Below are 16,799 nucleotides of genomic sequence, written 5' to 3'. Positions count from 1 at the left end.
ACCCCGAACGGTCGGCGGGCGGAGGAGCGGAGGAGCGCGATGCACACGGTGGCCCGTCCCGGACGCGTCCGTCGCAGCCCCGGCGCGTCCTGAGATGTCCGCCGCGGTCGAGGCGGCCGGCCGGCCGACCCGAGCCGGAGAACGAGCCGGAGAACGAGCCGAGGAACGAGCCGAGGAACGGGCCGGGGAGCTGGCCGAGCAGTTGGTCGGGGCGGACGCCGTCCGCGGCCGGCTGGCCGAACTCGGCGCGGGGGCGGTCGCCCAGGTGCTGGCGTTCCGTCCGGGCAGCGGGCGGCCGACCGGGGTGGCGGAGCAGCGCTGGGACGAGGAACTGCTGGGCCGCGGCGTCGAGTTGCGCGTGCTGGTGGTGGACGCGGTGCGCGGCGATCCGTCCGCCGTGGCGTACGCGCGGCGGCTGGTCGGGCTCGGCGGGCAGGTGCGGACGGTGTCCGCGCTGCCGCTGCGCATGGTGGTGCTGGACCGGGAGACCGCGGTGCTGCCGCTCGATCCGGGACGGGCGGACACCGCCACCGTGCTGCACGGGCCCGGGCCGGTCGCCGCGCTGGGCGCGCTGTTCGACGGGCTGTGGCACGGCGCCGCGCCGCTGTGCCACCCCCGGGGCCGCGACCGCAACGGCCTGACCGCGCAGCACTACACGCTGCTGCGAATCCTCCAGCAGGGTGACACCGACGTGGTGGCGGCCCGGAAACTCGGCGTCTCCGAGCGGACCGTCCGGCGGCTGGCCGCCGAGGCGCTGGAGGTGCTCGGCGCCCGCAGCCGCTTCCAGGCCGGGGCCCGGGCCGCCGAACGCGGCTGGCTGCGCTGAGACCGGCGAAACGGCACCGCCCCCGGCCCTGCCCCACCCCGCCCCGCCGTTGCGGCGGGACGGGACGGAACGGGACAGGACGGGGCGCGACCGCTACCGCTGCTGCGCCCGCGGCGCCGGGGCGTACCCGGCCGGCCGGGTGGTGAAGGTGCCCCGGCCCTGCGTGCGTCCGCGCAACGCGCCCGCGTAGCCGAAGAGTTCGGCCAGCGGGACGGTCGCCGTCAGCACCGCGCCGCCGCCGCGCGGCGCGGAGCCGTGCACCCGGCCGCGGCGGGCGGACAGGTCGCCGAGGACGCCGCCGACGCTCTCCGGCGGCACCGTCGCGGTGACCTCCGCGACGGGCTCCAGCAGCAGCGGGCCGCCGCGCCGCAGCGCCTCGCGCAGGGCGAGCCGTCCGGCGGTGCGGAACGCCAGGTCGGAGGAGTCCTTGACGTGGGTCGCCCCGTCGGTGAGGGTGACCCGGACCCCGGTGACCGGGTGGCCGAGCGGGCCGTCCGCGAGGGCGTCCCGGCAGCCCGCCTCGACGGCCTGCACGAACTCCGGCGGCACCCGCCCGCCGGTGACGGTGGAGCGGAACTCGAAGCCGTCCGCGCCGGGTTCGCCGAGCGGGGCGACGTCGACCACGATGTGCGCGAACTGCCCGGAGCCGCCGTCCTGTTTGACGTGCCGCAGGACGAGGCCGGTGACCGCCGCGGCGAGGGTCTCCCGGTACGCGACCCGGGGCCGGCCGACGGCGACCTCCAGCCCAGCGCGGCGCAGCTTCTCCACCGCGACCTCCAGGTGCAGTTCGCCCAGGCCGGACAGCGTCCGCCGCCCGCCCTCCGGATCGGTGCCGGCCACCAGGGACGGGTCCTCCTCGGTGAGCCGGGCCAGCGCGGCGGCCAGCCGGTCGGTGTCCGCCGAGCGGCGGGCCTCGACCGCGACGGTCACCACCGGGTCGGCGGCGACGGCCGGTTCGAGCACCAGCGGGGCCCGCGGGTCGCACAGTGTGGTGCCGGCCCGGGCGCCCTTCGGCCCGACCACGGCGACGATGTCGCCGGCCGCCGCGGTGTCGGTCTCGGTGTGCCGGTCGGCCTGCACCCGCAGGATACGGCCGATCCGCTCGGTGCGCCCGGTGCGCGCGTCGAGCACGGTGTCCCCCTTCCGGAGCGTGCCGGAGTAGATCCGCAGGCCGACGAGCCGCCCGGTGGTGCTCGCGGTGACCTTGAACACCAGCGCGGAGAACGGCTGTTCGGGATCGGCGGCGCGTTCCTGCGGTGCGCCGTCGAACTCCCCGCGCACCGGCGGGACGTCCAGCGGCGACGGCAGGTACGCGGTCACCGCGTCCAGCAGCGGTTCGACCCCGCGGTCGCGGTACGCGGCGCCGCACAGCACCACCACCGCCTGTCCGCTGCCGGTGAGCCGGCGCAGCGCGTCGGTGAGCGCGCCGGGGGTGAGGGTGCCGGTGGCGCAGTACTCCTCCAGCGCCGCCGGGTGCAGTTCGGCCACCGCCTCCGCGAGGGCCTGCCGCCGCCGTCCCGCCTCCTGCGCCAACTCCTCCGGCACGTCGCCGACTTGGCAGCCTTCGCCGGGTGCGGCGCCGGCCGGCCAGGTCAGTGCGCGCATCCCGACCAGGTCGACCACGCCGGTGAAGGCACCCTCCCGGCCGATCGGCAACTGCACGGCCAGCGGCGCCGGGTGGAGCTTCTCCCGGATCGAGGCGACGGCGGCGTCCAGGTCGGCGCCGGGCCGGTCCATCTTGTTGACGAACGCGATCCGCGGCACGCCGTGCCGGTCCGCCTGCCGCCACACCGACTCGCTCTGCGGCTCGACGCCCGCGACCGCGTCGAACACCGCCACCGCGCCGTCCAGCACGCGCAGCGAGCGCTCCACCTCGTCCGCGAAGTCGACGTGGCCGGGGGTGTCGATCAGGTTGAGCAGGTGGCCGTCCCACCGGCAGCTGACGGCGGCGGCGAAGATGGTGATGCCGCGGTCGCGCTCCTGCGGGTCGAAGTCGGTGACGGTGGTGCCCTCGTGCACCTCGCCGCGCTTGTGGACCGCCCCGGTCAGGAACAGGATTCGCTCGGTGACGGTGGTCTTCCCGGCGTCCACGTGGGCGAGGATGCCGAGGTTGCGGACCGCGGCGACGGCGGCAATGGCGGCAGCCGCGGAGGTGGGGGTGGAGGGGGAGGTGGTGAGGTCGGTGCGCATGGCCGATGGCCCTTCGGGGTTCGCTCCTGGAATCGGCGGCGCGATTCACGGCACCACGAGGAACGTCCACGTCCACCGGCCCCCGCGGAGCGCCCACAGGGCGCCCGCCGCCCACGACGGGCGGGACGAAACGGCGGGAGGGGGATCGGACGAGGGCTCGCGGTTCCTACCGGTGCCGGCCGCGCAGCGGGCACCGGCCGGCCGAGGACACCAGGATCACCTCGAACCGCGACGGGGGAACGACAGCAGCGGTGCCACGCACGGCCTGCCCCTCCCTCTCGACGTCACGGTGCGCCCCGTCGGCCGATCGGCCCGGGCGTCGTCCAGCGAGCAGAGCCTAGGCGCGCCCCTCCCCCGGCCGCCACCGCGTTTCCGGGCGCACACTCAGCGCGCCGGGCCGGGCCGCCTCCTCCAGCGACCCGGCCCGGCCCGACCTGACCCAGTCCGACCTGACCCAGCCCGGCCCAGACCGGCCCAGCCCAGCCCAGCCCGGCCCGGCCCAGACCGACCCGGCCCGCCCCGACCCGGCGGCGCCCCGACCCGGCGGCGCCCCCCGCGCTCACTCCGGCAGGGCGCCGTCCCGGATCACCCGGGCGTACCAGTACGCGCTGTCCTTGGGCGTGCGGCGCTGGCTGGCGAAGTCGACGTGCACGATGCCGAAGCGCTTGCTGTAGCCGTACGCCCATTCGTAGTTGTCGAGCAGCGACCAGAGGAAGTAGCCCCGGACGGGCGCGCCGTCGGCGATCGCGCGGTGGACGGCGGCGAGGTGGGCGTGCAGGTAGTCGATCCGCTCGGGGTCGTGGACGGCGCCGCTCGGGTCGCTGTAGTCCTCGTAGGCGGCGCCGTTCTCGGTGACCAGCAGCGGGACGCCGGGCAGGTCGTCGCGCAGCCGGGTGAGGAGTTCGTACAGGCCGTCGGCGTCGACCGGCCAGTCCATGGCGGTGCGGGTGCCGGGGGCGGGCAGGAAGCGGATGCCCTGGTCGGCGGGCCAGGGGCTGCCGCCCTGGTGGCCGTCGCCGCGCGGCCCGCCGGCCCCGGCCTGGTCGGTCTCCTCGGCGGCCACCACGGTGGGCGTGTAGTAGTTGATGCCCAGCGAGTCGATCGGGCGGGAGATCTCTGCGAGGTCGCCGTCGCGGACGAAGGACCAGTCGGTGACGTGCGCGGTATCGGCGAGGACGTCCTCGGGGTAGCTGCCGCGGAAGACCGGGTCGAGGAAGATCCGGTTGGCGAGGCCGTCGATCCGGCGGGCGGCGTCGAGGTCGGCGGGGTCGGTGGAGAGCGGGCGGACCGCGGCCAGGTTGAGGGTGAGCGAGACCTGCGCGGTGGCGGGGAGTTCGGCGCGCAGCGCGGCGGTGCCGAGGCCGTGGGCGAGCAGCAGGTGGTGGTGGGCGGTGAGGGCGGCGGTGTGGTCGGTGCGGCCGGGGGCGTGGACGCCGTTGCCGTAGCCGAGGAAGGCGCTGCACCAGGGCTCGTTGAGGGTGGTCCAGGTGGGGATGCGGTCGCCCAGGCGGCGCGCGGCGATGCCCGCGTACTCGGCGAAGCGGTACGCGGTCTCGCGGTGGGTCCAGCCGCCCTGGTCCTCCAGTTCCTGGGGCAGGTCCCAGTGGTAGAGGGTGGCGACGGGGGTGATGCCGGCGGTGAGGAGTTCGTCGACCAGGCGGTCGTAGAAGTCGAGTCCGGCCTCGTTGGCGGGGCCCCGGCCGCCGGGCTGCACGCGCGGCCAGGCGAGCGAGAACCGGTACGCGCCCAGGCCGAGTTCGGACATCAGGGCGACGTCGTCGCGGTAGCGGTGGTAGTGGTCGGCGGCGATGTCGCCGGTGTCGCCGTTGCGGACGGCGCCGGGGCGGCGGGCGAAGGTGTCCCAGATCGACGGGGTGCGGCCGTCCTGGTCGGCGGCGCCCTCGATCTGGTACGCGGCGGTGGCGGCGCCCCAGACGAACCCGGCCGGGAAGCGGGCGGGCGCGGGGGCGGGGAGGCAGTGGTCATGGGAAGAGTCTCGACGGTCATGTCGCGTTCCATCCAAACAAGTTGAGGGTGTGTCGGCCCGTCGGGCGCCGGGCGGCGTCAGCCCTTGACGGCGCCCTGCATGATGCCGCCGACGATCTGCCGGCCGAGCAGGGCGAACACCACCAGGACGGGCAGGGTGCCGATCAGGGTGCCGGCCATCACCACGGACTGGTCGGGGACGTAGCCCTGGCCGAGCGACTTCAACGCGACCTGCACGGTGGGGTTCTGGGAGCTGAGTGCGACGATCGGCCAGAAGAAGTCGTTCCAGGTGGCCATGAAGGTGAGCATGCCGAGCACGGCCATGCCGGGGCGGGCGACCGGCAGCACGATGGAGCGGAAGATCCGCAGCAGCGAGGCGCCGTCCATCCGGCCGGCCTCGACCAGTTCGTCCGGCAGGGCCTGCACCAGGTACTGGCGCATGAAGAACACCCGAACGCGGAGACCAGCGAGGGCAGGATCACCGAGGGCAGCTTGTTCTGCAGGTCGAGCTTGACGATCACCATGAACAGCGGGATCACGCCGAGCTGCGGCGGGATCATCATGGTGCCGACGGTCAGCGCGAGCAGCGCGCCCCGGCCGCGGAAGCGCAGCTTGGCGAAGGCGAACCCGGCGAGCGTGGAGGAGAGCACCACGCCGGCGGTGACCACGCCGGAGACGATCAGCGAGTTGAGCAGCGCCTTGCCGATCTCGGCCTGCTGGAGCGCCTCGCCGATGTTGTGGAACAGGTTCGGCCCGGGCGTCAACGCGGGCGTGGTGGAACTGAGTTCGGAGTTGGAGCGGCTGGCGGCGACCAGCGTCCAGTAGAACGGGAACACCGCGAGCAGGGTGGCGCCGATCAGCACCGCGTAGGCGAGCGGTCCGCCCTTGAGCGGCGAGCGCGCCTTGCGGACGAGCGGGCGGGCCGGGGCGGGGGCGGCGGGCTGGTCGAGTACGTGGGTCATCGGGTCACCGGTCCGTGCGGTTGCGGCGGGCGGCGATCGCCGCGTTGAGCAGGGCGAGCAGCACGATCAGCAGGAACATCACCCAGGCGACGGCCGCAGCCCGGCCGAGGTGGAAGAACGTCCAGCCCTGCTCGTACAGGTACAGGCCGAGGGTCTGGTACTGGTGCGAGATGCCGCCGCCGGAGTTGCCCTCGTACAGCAGGGGTTCGCCGAACAGCTGGGTCGCGCCGATGGTGGAGACGACCACGGTGAAGACGATGGTGGGGCGCAGCCCGGGGATCGTGACGTGCCGGAACTGCTGCCAGCGCGAGGCGCCGTCGACGGCCGCGGACTCGTACAGCTCGCCGGGGATGGACTGCATGCCGGCCAGGTAGATCAGCGCGTTGTAGCCGGTCCAGCGCCAGGTGACGATGGCCGAGACGCCGAACTGGGAGGCCCAGGTGTCGGCCTGCCAGTCGACCGGGTGGATGCCGACGCTGCTCAGCACCCAGTTGATCAACCCGTAGTCGCGGCCGAAGAGTTGGGCGAACACCAGGGTGGCGGCGGCCACCGAGGTGGCGTACGGCATCAGCATCGCGACCCGGAAGAAGGTGCGGCCGCGGAGCCGGTAGTTGAGCAGGTGGGCCAGGCCCAGGGCCATCAGCAGCTGCGGCACGGTGGAGAGCACGCCGATGGTGAAGGTGTTGCGCAGCGCGTTCCAGAAGAACGGGTCGGACAGCAGCCGGGTGTAGTTCTGGAAGCCGAGCCAGTCCATCCGGTCCGAGGTCTGGAGCTCGACCCGGTGCAGCGAGACGTAGGCGGTGTACAGCAGCGGGAACAGGCCGAACGCGGCGAACAGCCCGAAGAACGGGGCCAGGAAGCCGTACGGGGCGAGCCTGCGGCCGATCCGCCTCGCGGGCGCGGTGGGCTGCGCGGCGGGCAGCCGGGTGGTGGAGCTGAGGGCCATGGGCGGGGTCCTTCGACGGGGGCCACCCGGCCCGCCGCTGGCGGGAGCGGCGGGACGGGCCGGCGGGGTTGGCTACCGGGGGTGACGGTCCGTCAGTTGCCGTTGGCCTTCTTGACGTTGTCCAGGGCGTGCTTCCAGGCGGTGTCCGGCGCGGTGCCGGTCCGCTCGACCTCGCCGAGGGCGTCGGTGAACGCCTTGCCGATCACGCCGTCGTCGGTGCCGAGCACCTGGGCGGGCATCGCCTTGGCCGACTCGCTGAAGATCTGGCCGATCGGGGCGTTGTTGAAGTACGGGTCGGTGACGTCCTTGATGGCGTCCTGGGCGCCGGTCGAGGACGGGAAGGAGCCCTGCTTGGTGAAGAGGGTGGCCTGCTGCTCCTTGGCGGTCAGCCACTTGATCAGCTCGGCCGCCTCCTTGGGGTGCTTGGCGGTGCGCGGGACGGTCAGGTAGGAGCCGCCCCAGTTGCCGGTCTTGCCGGGGCCGGGGGCGATGTCCCACTTGCCGGAGCCCGCGTCGCCGGCCTGGCCCTTGATGTAGCCGATCATCCAGGCGGGGCAGGAGAGGGTGGCGAACTTGCCGGTGGTGAACGCCTTGTTCCACTCGGGCGTCCACTGGGCGAGCTTGGCGGACAGGCCGTCGGCGACCAGCGCGGTGGCGTCGGTCCAGGCGGTCTTCACGGCCGGGCTGCTGTCGTAGACGGGCTTGCCGGACTCGTCGGAGTAGCGGACCTTCTGCTGGCCGACCTCGGCGGTGAACATGCCCGCGGCGCTGTCGGTCCAGGCGTTGCCCGCCTCGGCCTTGGCGGCGTACTGCTTGCCGAGGTCGAGGTAGCCCTGCCAGGTGGACCACTTGGCGGCCAGCTCGGTGCGGTCGGTGGGCAGTCCGGCGGCCTGGAACAGGTCGGTGCGGTAGCAGATCGCCTCGGGGCCGACGTCGGTGCCCGCGCCGAGGACCTTGCCGTCCGCGGTCTTGATCGCGGCGCCCTTCCACTCCACCAGGCCGTCGTTGACGTCGCCGATGCCGAGCGTCTTGAGGTCGGTGAACTTGTCGGCCTGCTTCTGCACCACGCTGGCCACCCGGCCGACCTCCAGGCCCTGGATGTCGGCGAGGCCGCCGCCGCCCGCGAGCTTGGTCTGCAGCGCCTGCCAGTACTGACCCTCGTCCTGGGTGTCGGTCTGCTTGATGGTGACGTTCGGGTGGAGCTTCATGTACTCGTCGTACAGGCCGGCCTCCTTGAACCCGAAGGTGCCGAACAGGTCCACCGTGATGGTCACCTTGCCGTCGGCGGCGTCCTTGGACCCGGAGCCGCCGGAGCTGCACGCGGTGAGCAGCAGGGCGGTGGCGAGGACGGTGCTGCCCAGGGCAGCGGTGGAGCGGCGGACTCTCGGGGTAGCCATGCGAGTGCCTCCAGGCGGGGCGGGAGCGTGGGTGGAGTGCAAAAAGGGAAGCTGGTGCCGATCGGAAGGCGCCCAACCCTCTGAGAGCGCTCTCAACCGATGCCGAGAGACTGCCGGGGCGGAAGTTCGCTCGTCAAGACCCCGAAACCTGAACGTAATCTCCGAGCGGCCCCGACCGGCGCTTTCGGATTCTGAACGCAACAGTCTCTGTCGCGCGGGTTGACACCCCTTCAGCACCACCCTTACGGTCCGCTGGCTGAGAGCGCTCTCATACTGAACCGCCCGCCCCCACTCAAGGTGGACACCATCATGAAGCTCCGCTCCCTGCGCGGCCCCACGGCCGCCCTGACCACGCTGGCCCTGGCCGCGGCCGCCACCCTCACGGCGGCCCTGGGCGCCGGCAGCGCCTCCGCCGCCACCACCGTCCGGGTCGGCCTCGGCGGCTACTCCGACGCCCGCCCGGCCGGCACCGTCGGCCCGAGCAACTCCGACGGCGCGCCCGTCACCCCCAAGGTCACCGCGCGGATGGCCGGACAGGCCGCCCCCACCAACGACTGGTGGTCCTCGCTGATCTACCAGCGCTACGCGGGCAACCCGTACTCGGAGAACCTGTACGCCCACCCGATGACCTTCAAGGCGCAGGCCGCGGGCCTGGAGGTCGGCTACCCGACCACGCCGACCATCACCTCCGACGGCCGCCAGTACGACTACACCCACACCCGGGACCTCACCCTGGGCGTGGCCGGGCTGAACTCCCCCGACACCAAGGTCGACGGCTGGTCGGACTGGACGGTCACCCCGTACTGGGCGGACGGCGCGCACACCTTCAGCGCCACCGTCGGCCACGGCCTGCCCTACGTGTACGCGCACGCCACCGGCGGCGCCGCGCAGGTCACCACCGCCTCGGCGCCCACCGTCTTCAGCAACCAGGGCAGCGTGCTCGGCATCACCGTCGGCGGCCACCACTACGGCCTGTTCGCGCCCACCGGCAGCAGCTGGAGCGTCAACGGCACCACCCTGACGGCGAACCTCGGCAGCAAGGACTACTACTCGGTCGCGCTGCTGCCCTCCACCGCCGACCTCGCGCAGTTCCGCAGCTACGCGTACAACTTCGTCACCGACACCAAGGTCGGCTGGAGCTACGACCAGGCCGCGGGCCGGCTCACCACCACCTTCACCGCCACCACCGCCGCCCAGGAGGGCTCCGGCACCGGCACCCTGCTCGCGCTCTACCCGCAGCAGTGGCAGGCCACCCCGGACGCGCTCACCCCGCTGACGTACACCTCCCCGCGCGGCACCATGAAGGTCCGCCAGGGCTCGTCCTTCTCCACCGTGCAGAGCGTCACCGGCGTGCTGCCCTCGCTGCCCGACGCCGGCTCCTACGACCGCGCCGCGCTGGACGGCTACCTGCACCAGGTCTCCGACGCGAGCGACCCGTTCAACGGCGCCACCGACACCTACTGGGTCGGCAAGGTGCTCGGGCAGCTCTCCCAACTGGTCCCGATCGCCGACCAGTTGGGTGACACCGCGGCCCGCGACAAGCTGCTCGGCCTGATCAAGGGCAAGCTCCAGACCTGGTTCGCCGGCACCGGCTCGCCCGGCTTCGCCTACGACTCCACCTGGAAGACCCTGATCGGCTACCCGGCCTCCTACGGCACCGACGCCGAACTCAACGACCACCACTTCCACTACGGCTACTTCGTACAGGCCGCCGCGACCGTCGCCCGCTACGACAGCGCCTGGGCCGCCGACGCGCAGTGGGGCGGCATGGTCAAGCTGCTGGCCAAGGACGCCGCCAACACCGACCGCACCGACGCCCGCTTCCCCTGGCTGCGCAACTTCGACCCGTACGAGGGCCACGGCTGGGCCTCCGGCCACGCCGGGTTCGCGGCCGGCAACAACGAGGAGTCCTCCTCCGAGTCGCTGAACTTCAGCGCCGGCCTGCTGCTGTTCGGCGCCGCCACCGGCGACACCGCGCTGCGCGACCTCGGCGTCTACCTGTACACCACCGAGGCCAACGCCGTGCAGCAGTACTGGTTCGACGCCGACCACCAGGTCTTCCCGGCCGGCTTCCAGCACTCCACCGTCGGCATGGTCTGGGGCTCCGGCGCCGCCTACTCCACCTGGTGGACGGCCGCGCCCGGCATGATCCACGGCATCAACTTCCTCCCCGTCACCTCCGGTTCGCTCTACCTGGCGCGCCGCAAGGACGACCTGGCCGCCAACCTGGCCGAGCTGAAGGCCGGCAACGGCGGCGCCTTCACCGACTGGCGCGACCTGCTCTGGGAGGCCGAGGCGCTCACCGACCCGGCCGCCGCGAAGGCCGACTGGGACGCCGGGAAGGCCGGCTACACCCCGGAGGAGGGCGAGTCCAGGGCCCACACCTACCACTGGATCTACGACCTGGCCGCGCTCGGCACCCTGGACCCGGCCACCACCGCCGACACCCCCACCGCCGCGGTCTTCGTCAACGGCAGCACCCGCACCCACGTGGCGCACAACTACACCACCGCCGCCCGCACCGTCCGCTTCTCCGACGGCTACACCCTGACCGTCCCGGCCCGCTCCACCGCCTCCGAACGCGGCACCAAGCCCGACGGCGGCACCGGCGGCGCCACCAACTCCCCCTCCCCGTCGGCCAGTCCGTCCCCGTCGCCCTCGTCCTCGCCCTCGACGTCGCCCTCGCCGTCTCCGTCGACGTCCCCCAGCAGCCCGCAGACCCGCCCGGGCACGCTGTACCTCCAGCCGAACGGCACCCTCACCACCGCCTACGGCACCGGCGCGACCGGCAGCACCATCGCCTCCGGCGGCGGCGTCAACCACGACGGCACGCCCTACCAGCCGCTGACGTACACCCTCACCCACCTCACCGGCGCCCTGCGTCCCGGCGGCGGCACCGACTTCGACCTGTACGTCGACGCCGGCTCCTCCGTCGGGCTCGCCCAGCAGGCCCGCGTCTCCTACGACTTCGACGGCAACGGCACCGTCGACCGGACCGAGACCTACCGGTACTTCGCCACCGACCCGGTGACCGGCTGGGAGCGCTACGGCGCCGCCGCGGGCGTCCAGGCCACCACCGGCGCCCCGCTCACCAACCTGAGCAACGGCACCGTCAAGGTCGAGGTCTGGCCCGCCCTCGGCAACGCCCCCGCCCAACTGCGCACCGGCGCCACCCAGTCCCAGGGCAGCGCCTCCGTGCTGCGCCTCCCCTTCGACTGACCGGCCCCGACCCCGGCACCTCCCGGGGCCGACGCGGATTCCGACAGGTCCGCCCCGGCCCCGGGAGGCCCCTCCCCGCCCCGACTCCCCCGCCCCGACCCGGTTCCCACCGGGGTCTTGGCAGACCACCGGAGATTGTTGAACATGTAACTGACATGATCGCGCGCCGCGGTACGCACCACCGCCCGCGCCGGTCCCGCCCGCCCGCGCAAGGAGACCAGCATGGCCGTCCTCCGCCCGAAGCGCCTCACCGCGGCCGCCGCCACCGGAGCGGCCCTGCTGCTCGGCGCCGCCCTCACCCAGCCCGCGGCCGCCGTCGAACTCCCGCACGCCGCCGTCGCCTACTTCGCCACCGGCAGCGGCCTGACGGGCGCGCGGTTCGCCGTCGACCCCACCGACACTGGCTGCCACGACCTCCCGGCCGCCGCGCACTCCGCCGTCGACTTCACCGCCGCCGCCCTCACGGTCTACTTCAACCCCGGCTGTGCCACCGGCCGGCCCGGCGAGCCCGGCGACCTGGCCTACGGCCTCGGCAGCCTGCACTGGGCCGACTTCCCGTACCCGGCCCTCAGCTACCGCGTCGCCGGCTGACCCCCGCCGCCCCGCACCCGCCGCCGGGCCGGGGCCCCGGCCCGGCGGCGGGCCGGTCAGCAGACGGTGAGCAGGCCGTTCTCCCGCACCACGTCCAGCGACAGGGTGCGGTAGCCGACGGACTCGAAGAGCACCGTCAGGTGGCGCTCCTCCTCGCTCATCACCGAGCCCTCCCCCCACTGCGGGTGCCGGACCAGCGCGCCCGGCCCGAACGGGTGCGGCTCCCCTTCCGGGTCGGCCGGGGCCGCGGGGCCGGGGATCAGGCCGCCGGTGCCGGCCAGCACGGCCGGGCCGCCCACCGGACCGCGCTCGGCGAGCGCGGCCGCCTCGCAGCGGTCGCAGGAGCCGCAACCGCCCTCCCCGGCCGCCTCCTGGGGCTGGCCGAAGTAGCCGAGCAGGAAGCGCCGCCGGCAGCCGCCGGTCTCCGCGTAGCCGCGCATCATGTCCACCCGGGAGCGCTCCAACTGCTGGTGCGCGTCCGCGAGTTCCACCGCCTGCCGGGCGGCCTCCGCCGGATCGGCGGCACCGGTCGGCAGCAGGTCGCCGCCCCCGTCCGTGGCCACCGCGCCGACCTGCTCCAGCAGGTTGACGACGGCGGTCAGCCGGCTCGCCGTCAGCCCGGTCCCGGCCCGCAGCTCGCTGGGGCGGACCGGCCCGTCGTGCTCGGCCAGCGCGCCCGCCACCTGCGTCACGGTGTCCGGGTCGGGGCGGCCCGCCGCGAAGAACCGCTGCAGGCCGAGGTCCTGCGGCCGGTAGGCGAGGATCGCCCGGGCGGGCTCCCCGTCCCGGCCGGCCCGGCCGATCTCCTGGTAGTAGGCGTCCAGCGAGCCGGGGACGGAGGCGTGCAGCACGAAGCGCACGTCCGGCTTGTCGATGCCCATCCCGAACGCGGACGTCGCCACCACCACGTCCAACTCGCCGGTCAGGAAACGGTCGTGGACGTCACCGCGGGCCGCCGCGGGCAGCCCCGCGTGGTAGGCCGCCGCGTCGAAGCCCAGCCGGTCGAGCTCCGCCGCGTACTCCTCGGCCTCCCGCCGGGTGGCCGCGTACACCAGGCCCGGCTTGGGCTCGCCGGCGGCCCGCTCGACCACGGCGCGCCGCTTCGCCGCCGCGTCCCGGAACGGCAGCACCTCCAGGTGGATGTTGGGCCGGTCGAAGCCGGTGACCACCTCGCGCACGTCCCGCATGCCCAGTTGGGCGACGATGTCGGCGCGCACCGGCGCGGCGGCGCTCGCCGTCAGGGCCAGCACCGGCGGCCGGCCGATCCGGTCGACGACCTGGCCGAGCCGCAGGTAGTCGGGCCGGAAGTCGTGCCCCCAGGAGGAGACGCACTGGGCCTCGTCGACGACGAACAGCGCGGGCTTCGCGGCGGCGAGCTGCTCGACCACCTCGTCCTTGGCCAGCTGTTCCGGAGCCAGGAAGAGGAAGTCGACGTCGCCCTCGCTGATCCGGTCCCACACCGCCGCGTTCTCCCGGCCGCTCTGCGTCGAGTTGACCGCCGCGGCGTCCGTCCCCTCCCGGCGCAGCAGGGCCTGCACCTGGTCGCGCTGGAGGGCGATCAGCGGGGAGACCACCACGGTCGGGCCCGGGATCAGCAGGCCGGGCACCTGGTACACCGCCGACTTCCCGGCCCCGGTGGGCATCACCACCAGGGTGTCGCGGCGCTCCATCACCGCTTCCATCGCCAGCAGTTGCTCCGGCCGCAACCGCTCCCAGCCGAAGACCTCACGCGCGCTCTGCCGCAGCCGCCGCGCCGCCGAAGTGGCCATGCTTCTCCTCGTGTCGGGTTCCGGGCGGCACGTTGGGCCGACCCGGGAACGGCCTGCGGATACCCCGGAAGGGCGAGGTGACGCGTGGTCGGCCGCCGGGTGCGCGACCATGGCGGGATGGCGGCGGACGAGCAGGTCGAACACACCCCCGACGGGCACTTCGTGGTGATCCGCGGCCGGCGCTGGCGGGCGACCGACCCGGAGCTCCCGGCCGAGGCCGAGTCCCGGCTGACGCACCACCTGATGGCGGCCCGCCGGGCCCTCGCCCGCACCGGCGCGGACCGGGACGCGGAACGGGCCGCCCGGGCCCGGGTCCAGCTCGCCAAGGTCGGCCTGGGCGAACGGGGCACCCCCTGGTGGGAGCAGTCCCTCCCGGAGCGCCGGCGCCGCTGGGAGCGGAGCCTGCGGGCGCTGGACGGCGCGGACGACGCGGAGGGGGCGGACGACGCGGAGGGGGCGGACGAGGGCGAGGACGGAGCGGACGGGAGCGGGGCGGGGGCGGACAGGAACGGGGCGGGGGCGGACGGGAACGGGGCGGGGCGGACGGCCGCTGATGTGGCACCGGCGTGTGGACTTCGGGCACGCCCCGCACGCATCCTCGCGCGCCGCCCCGGCCCGCGCCCCGGCCCGGGGGAGGCTGGCCGGAAGAGCACCGCCCGACGAGAGGACGCCCGGATGGAACCGCGCCCCGACCGCCGCCGCCTCCCCGACCCGCACTCGTCCGACCCGCACTCGTCCGACCCGCACTCCCCCGAACCGCACTCCCCCGACCGGCAGCTCCCCGGCCGCCGCCTCCTGCTCGGCGGCTCCGCCGCAGCCGCCCTGGCCCTCGCCCTGCCCACGACGGCCCGGGCCGCCACCACCGGCCCCGGCACCGCCACCGGTCCGGCCACCACCGCCACCGGCACCACCGCCACCGCAACCACCACCGGCCCCGACCTCGGCGACGCGCTGGCCGCCCTGGAACGCGAACACGGCGCCAGGCTGGGCGTGTTCGCCCACGACACCGGCAGCGGCGCGACGGTCCGCCACCGCGCGGACGAACTGTTCCCGCTCTGCTCGACCTTCAAGACGCTCGCCGTCGCCGCCCTGATGCACGCCGGTGACGACCTCGCCGCCCGCGTCCACTACACCGACCAGGACGTCGCCGACTCCGGCTACGCCCCGGTCACCGGCCGCACCCGCGTCCTGACCGTCGCCGAACTCTGCGCCGCTGCCATCGAGTTCAGCGACAACACGGCCGCCAACCTGCTGTTGCGCCGGCTCGGCGGCCCGTCCGCCGTCACCCGGTTCTGCCGCTCGATCGGCGACCGCGTCACCCGCCTCGACCGCTGGGAGCCCGCCCTCAACTCCGCCGAACCCGGCCGGGTCACCGACACCACCAGCCCCCGCGCCCTGGCCCGCAGCTACGCCCGCCTCACCCTGGGCGACACCCTCGCCCCGGCCCACCGCGCCCGCCTCACCGCCTGGCTGCGGGCCAACACCACCGGCGCGAACCGCCTGCGGGCCGGCCTCCCGGCCGCCTGGGCGCTGGCCGACAAGACCGGCACCGGCTCCTACGGCACCGCCAACGACGCCGGCCTCGCCCGGCCCCCGCACCGCGCCCCGATCGTCCTGACCGTCCTCACCACCAAGCCCAGCAGCCCGGACGCCGCCCCGGACGAGCCGCTGATCGCCAGGACGGCCGCCCTGCTCGCCACCGCCCTCACCCCCTGATGCCCGCCCCGCACGCCCGCGGCCTCAGGCCGACCCCCGCACCACCAGCGCGGTCGGGATGATCACCGACGAAGGTGCCGACGAGGCCGGGTCGTTGAGCCGCCGCAGCAGCAGCCGGGTCATCAGCCGCCCCATCTCCTCGATCTCCTGGCGGACGGTGGTGAGCGTCGGCTCGGTCCAGGCCGCGATCGACTCGACGTCGTCGAAGCCGACCACCGCGACGTCCTCCGGGACGCGCCGCCCGGCGGCCCGCAGGACCCGGATCGCGCCGGAGGCCATCGCGTCGGAGGCCGCGAAGACCGCGTCCAGGTCCGGCCGCCGGGCGAGGAGTTCGGTCATCGCGCGGATGCCGCCGTCCGCGGTGAAGTCGCCGATCGCGATCAGCTCCTCGTCGCCGTCGGGGAACAGGTCGCGGTAGCCGTCGAGGCGGTCGATGGAGGAGGTCTGGTCGAGCGGGCCGGTGATGGTGGCGATCCGCCGCCGCCCGATGGAGCGCAGGTGCTGGACGGCGAGCCGGGCGCCGCCGCGGTTGTCGTTGTCGACGTAGACCAGGTCCCGGTCGGACTCGGCGCCGGGCCAGCCGGGGCGTCCGCCGATCACGAAGGGCAGGCCGAGGCGCTGGGCGGTCACCGGGGTGGGGTCGGTGCGGTGCAGGGAGAACAGCAGGACCCCGTCGACGTGGCCGCCGGCCAGGTAGCGGCCGATCCGCTCGTGGTCCCGCTCGTCCTCGGCGAGCAGCAGCACCATCTGGTTGTCGGCGGCGGCCAGTTCGCGGCTGATGCCGCGCAGGTGCTGGGCGAAGAACGGGTCGGAGAAGAACCGGGCCTCGGGTTCGGCGACGACCACGCCGATCGCCCGGTTGCGCCGGGTGACCAGGGTGCGGGCGGCCAGGTTGGGGACGTAGCCGAGTTCGGCGACCGCCCGTTCGACCTTCTCGCGCAGCGCGGCGCGCACCCCCGCGCCGCCGTTGACCACCCGGGAGGCGGTGGCCCGGGACACGCCGGCCCGCTCGGCCACCGATTCCAGGGTGGGGCGCCCGCCCGCTCCCGTGTCGGCTTCCGCCACCGTGGGCTCCTCTCCAGCGTCCGCCACGTCCGCCACCCTCGCGGACCTCCGCACGCACGTGATCGCGTTCTTGCTGCGAGCAGCCTAGCGCCCGCCACCCCGGCCCGAGAGCGCTCTCAGAAACCGGAGCGG

At 74.6% G+C, this 16,799-nt stretch carries 10 protein-coding genes and 1 pseudogene; 4 read left to right on the top strand and 7 right to left on the bottom strand.

What is annotated here, in order from left to right; genetic code table 11:
- The first annotated feature begins 94 nt into the window (after positions 1-94).
- Positions 95-826: a helix-turn-helix transcriptional regulator gene (locus QMQ26_RS26625; protein ID WP_282202928.1), complete on the top strand. Its 732-nt coding sequence runs from the start codon at positions 95-97 to the stop codon at positions 824-826.
- 93 nt (positions 827-919) lie between these two features.
- On the opposite strand, the gene fusA is transcribed toward QMQ26_RS26625, so the two are convergent.
- From fusA to QMQ26_RS26600, 5 genes and pseudogenes are all read right to left on the bottom strand, one after another.
- Positions 920-3,016 carry an elongation factor G gene (fusA, locus tag QMQ26_RS26620; protein WP_282202927.1) on the bottom strand — a complete coding sequence of 699 codons (2,097 nt, stop codon included), beginning with the start codon at positions 3,014-3,016 and terminating at the stop codon, positions 920-922.
- Between the two features lie 559 nt (positions 3,017-3,575).
- Positions 3,576-5,039, bottom strand: coding sequence for a GH1 family beta-glucosidase (locus tag QMQ26_RS26615; RefSeq protein ID WP_282202926.1), 1,464 nt, complete (start codon positions 5,037-5,039; stop codon positions 3,576-3,578).
- Positions 5,040-5,080: 41 nt separating this feature from the next.
- Positions 5,081-5,964: pseudogene (locus tag QMQ26_RS26610) on the bottom strand (carbohydrate ABC transporter permease).
- A gap of 4 nt (positions 5,965-5,968) precedes the next feature.
- Positions 5,969-6,910 (bottom strand): carbohydrate ABC transporter permease, encoded by a 942-nt coding sequence (locus QMQ26_RS26605; protein ID WP_100840083.1) that lies wholly within the window; start codon positions 6,908-6,910, stop codon positions 5,969-5,971.
- Positions 6,911-7,002: 92 nt separating this feature from the next.
- The gene (locus QMQ26_RS26600; protein WP_282202925.1) at positions 7,003-8,307 is read right to left on the bottom strand and encodes an ABC transporter substrate-binding protein; all 1,305 of its coding nucleotides are present in this window, start codon (positions 8,305-8,307) and stop codon (positions 7,003-7,005) included.
- Between the two features lie 309 nt (positions 8,308-8,616).
- Between QMQ26_RS26600 and QMQ26_RS26595 the strand changes: the two genes are divergently transcribed.
- Complete coding sequence (locus QMQ26_RS26595) at positions 8,617-11,526, top strand: glycosyl hydrolase (RefSeq protein ID WP_282202924.1); 2,910 nt, start codon at positions 8,617-8,619, stop codon at positions 11,524-11,526.
- Positions 11,527-11,748: 222 nt separating this feature from the next.
- A complete protein-coding gene (locus tag QMQ26_RS26590) occupies positions 11,749-12,117 on the top strand; it encodes a hypothetical protein (protein WP_282202923.1) in 369 nt (122 codons plus the stop codon).
- Between the two features lie 56 nt (positions 12,118-12,173).
- Here QMQ26_RS26590 and QMQ26_RS26585 read toward each other — a convergent pair whose 3' ends face one another.
- Positions 12,174-13,886 (bottom strand): RecQ family ATP-dependent DNA helicase, encoded by a 1,713-nt coding sequence (locus tag QMQ26_RS26585; RefSeq protein WP_282202922.1) that lies wholly within the window; start codon positions 13,884-13,886, stop codon positions 12,174-12,176.
- A 795-nt stretch (positions 13,887-14,681) separates the two neighbouring features.
- On the opposite strand from QMQ26_RS26585, the gene bla reads away from it, so the two are divergent.
- Positions 14,682-15,602, top strand: a complete 921-nt coding sequence (gene bla / locus QMQ26_RS26580) for a class A beta-lactamase (RefSeq protein ID WP_282206621.1) — start codon at positions 14,682-14,684, stop codon at positions 15,600-15,602.
- Between the two features lie 24 nt (positions 15,603-15,626).
- On the opposite strand, the gene QMQ26_RS26575 is transcribed toward bla, so the two are convergent.
- Positions 15,627-16,667, bottom strand: coding sequence for a LacI family DNA-binding transcriptional regulator (locus QMQ26_RS26575; RefSeq protein ID WP_100840088.1), 1,041 nt, complete (start codon positions 16,665-16,667; stop codon positions 15,627-15,629).
- Positions 16,668-16,799 lie beyond the last annotated feature (132 nt).

It is taken from the genome of Kitasatospora fiedleri (assembly GCF_948472415.1).
GTDB classification, from domain to species: Bacteria; Actinomycetota; Actinomycetes; order Streptomycetales; family Streptomycetaceae; genus Kitasatospora; species Kitasatospora fiedleri.
The sequence above is the reverse complement of the archived record's forward strand: the minus strand, read 5'-3'. Positions and strand labels throughout refer to the sequence as shown.

Bases quoted from the DNA above. Each gene is read 5' to 3' on its own strand.
- QMQ26_RS26625 (WP_282202928.1), top strand. From the start codon at position 95: ATGTCCGCCGCGGTCGAGGCGGCCGGCCGGCCGACCCGAGCCGGAGAA.
- fusA (WP_282202927.1), bottom strand. From the start codon at position 3,016: ATGCGCACCGACCTCACCACCTCCCCCTCCACCCCCACCTCCGCGGCT.
- QMQ26_RS26605 (WP_100840083.1), bottom strand. From the start codon at position 6,910: ATGGCCCTCAGCTCCACCACCCGGCTGCCCGCCGCGCAGCCCACCGCG.
- QMQ26_RS26600 (WP_282202925.1), bottom strand. From the start codon at position 8,307: ATGGCTACCCCGAGAGTCCGCCGCTCCACCGCTGCCCTGGGCAGCACC.
- QMQ26_RS26595 (WP_282202924.1), top strand. From the start codon at position 8,617: ATGAAGCTCCGCTCCCTGCGCGGCCCCACGGCCGCCCTGACCACGCTG.
- QMQ26_RS26590 (WP_282202923.1), top strand. From the start codon at position 11,749: ATGGCCGTCCTCCGCCCGAAGCGCCTCACCGCGGCCGCCGCCACCGGA.
- QMQ26_RS26585 (WP_282202922.1), bottom strand. From the start codon at position 13,886: ATGGCCACTTCGGCGGCGCGGCGGCTGCGGCAGAGCGCGCGTGAGGTC.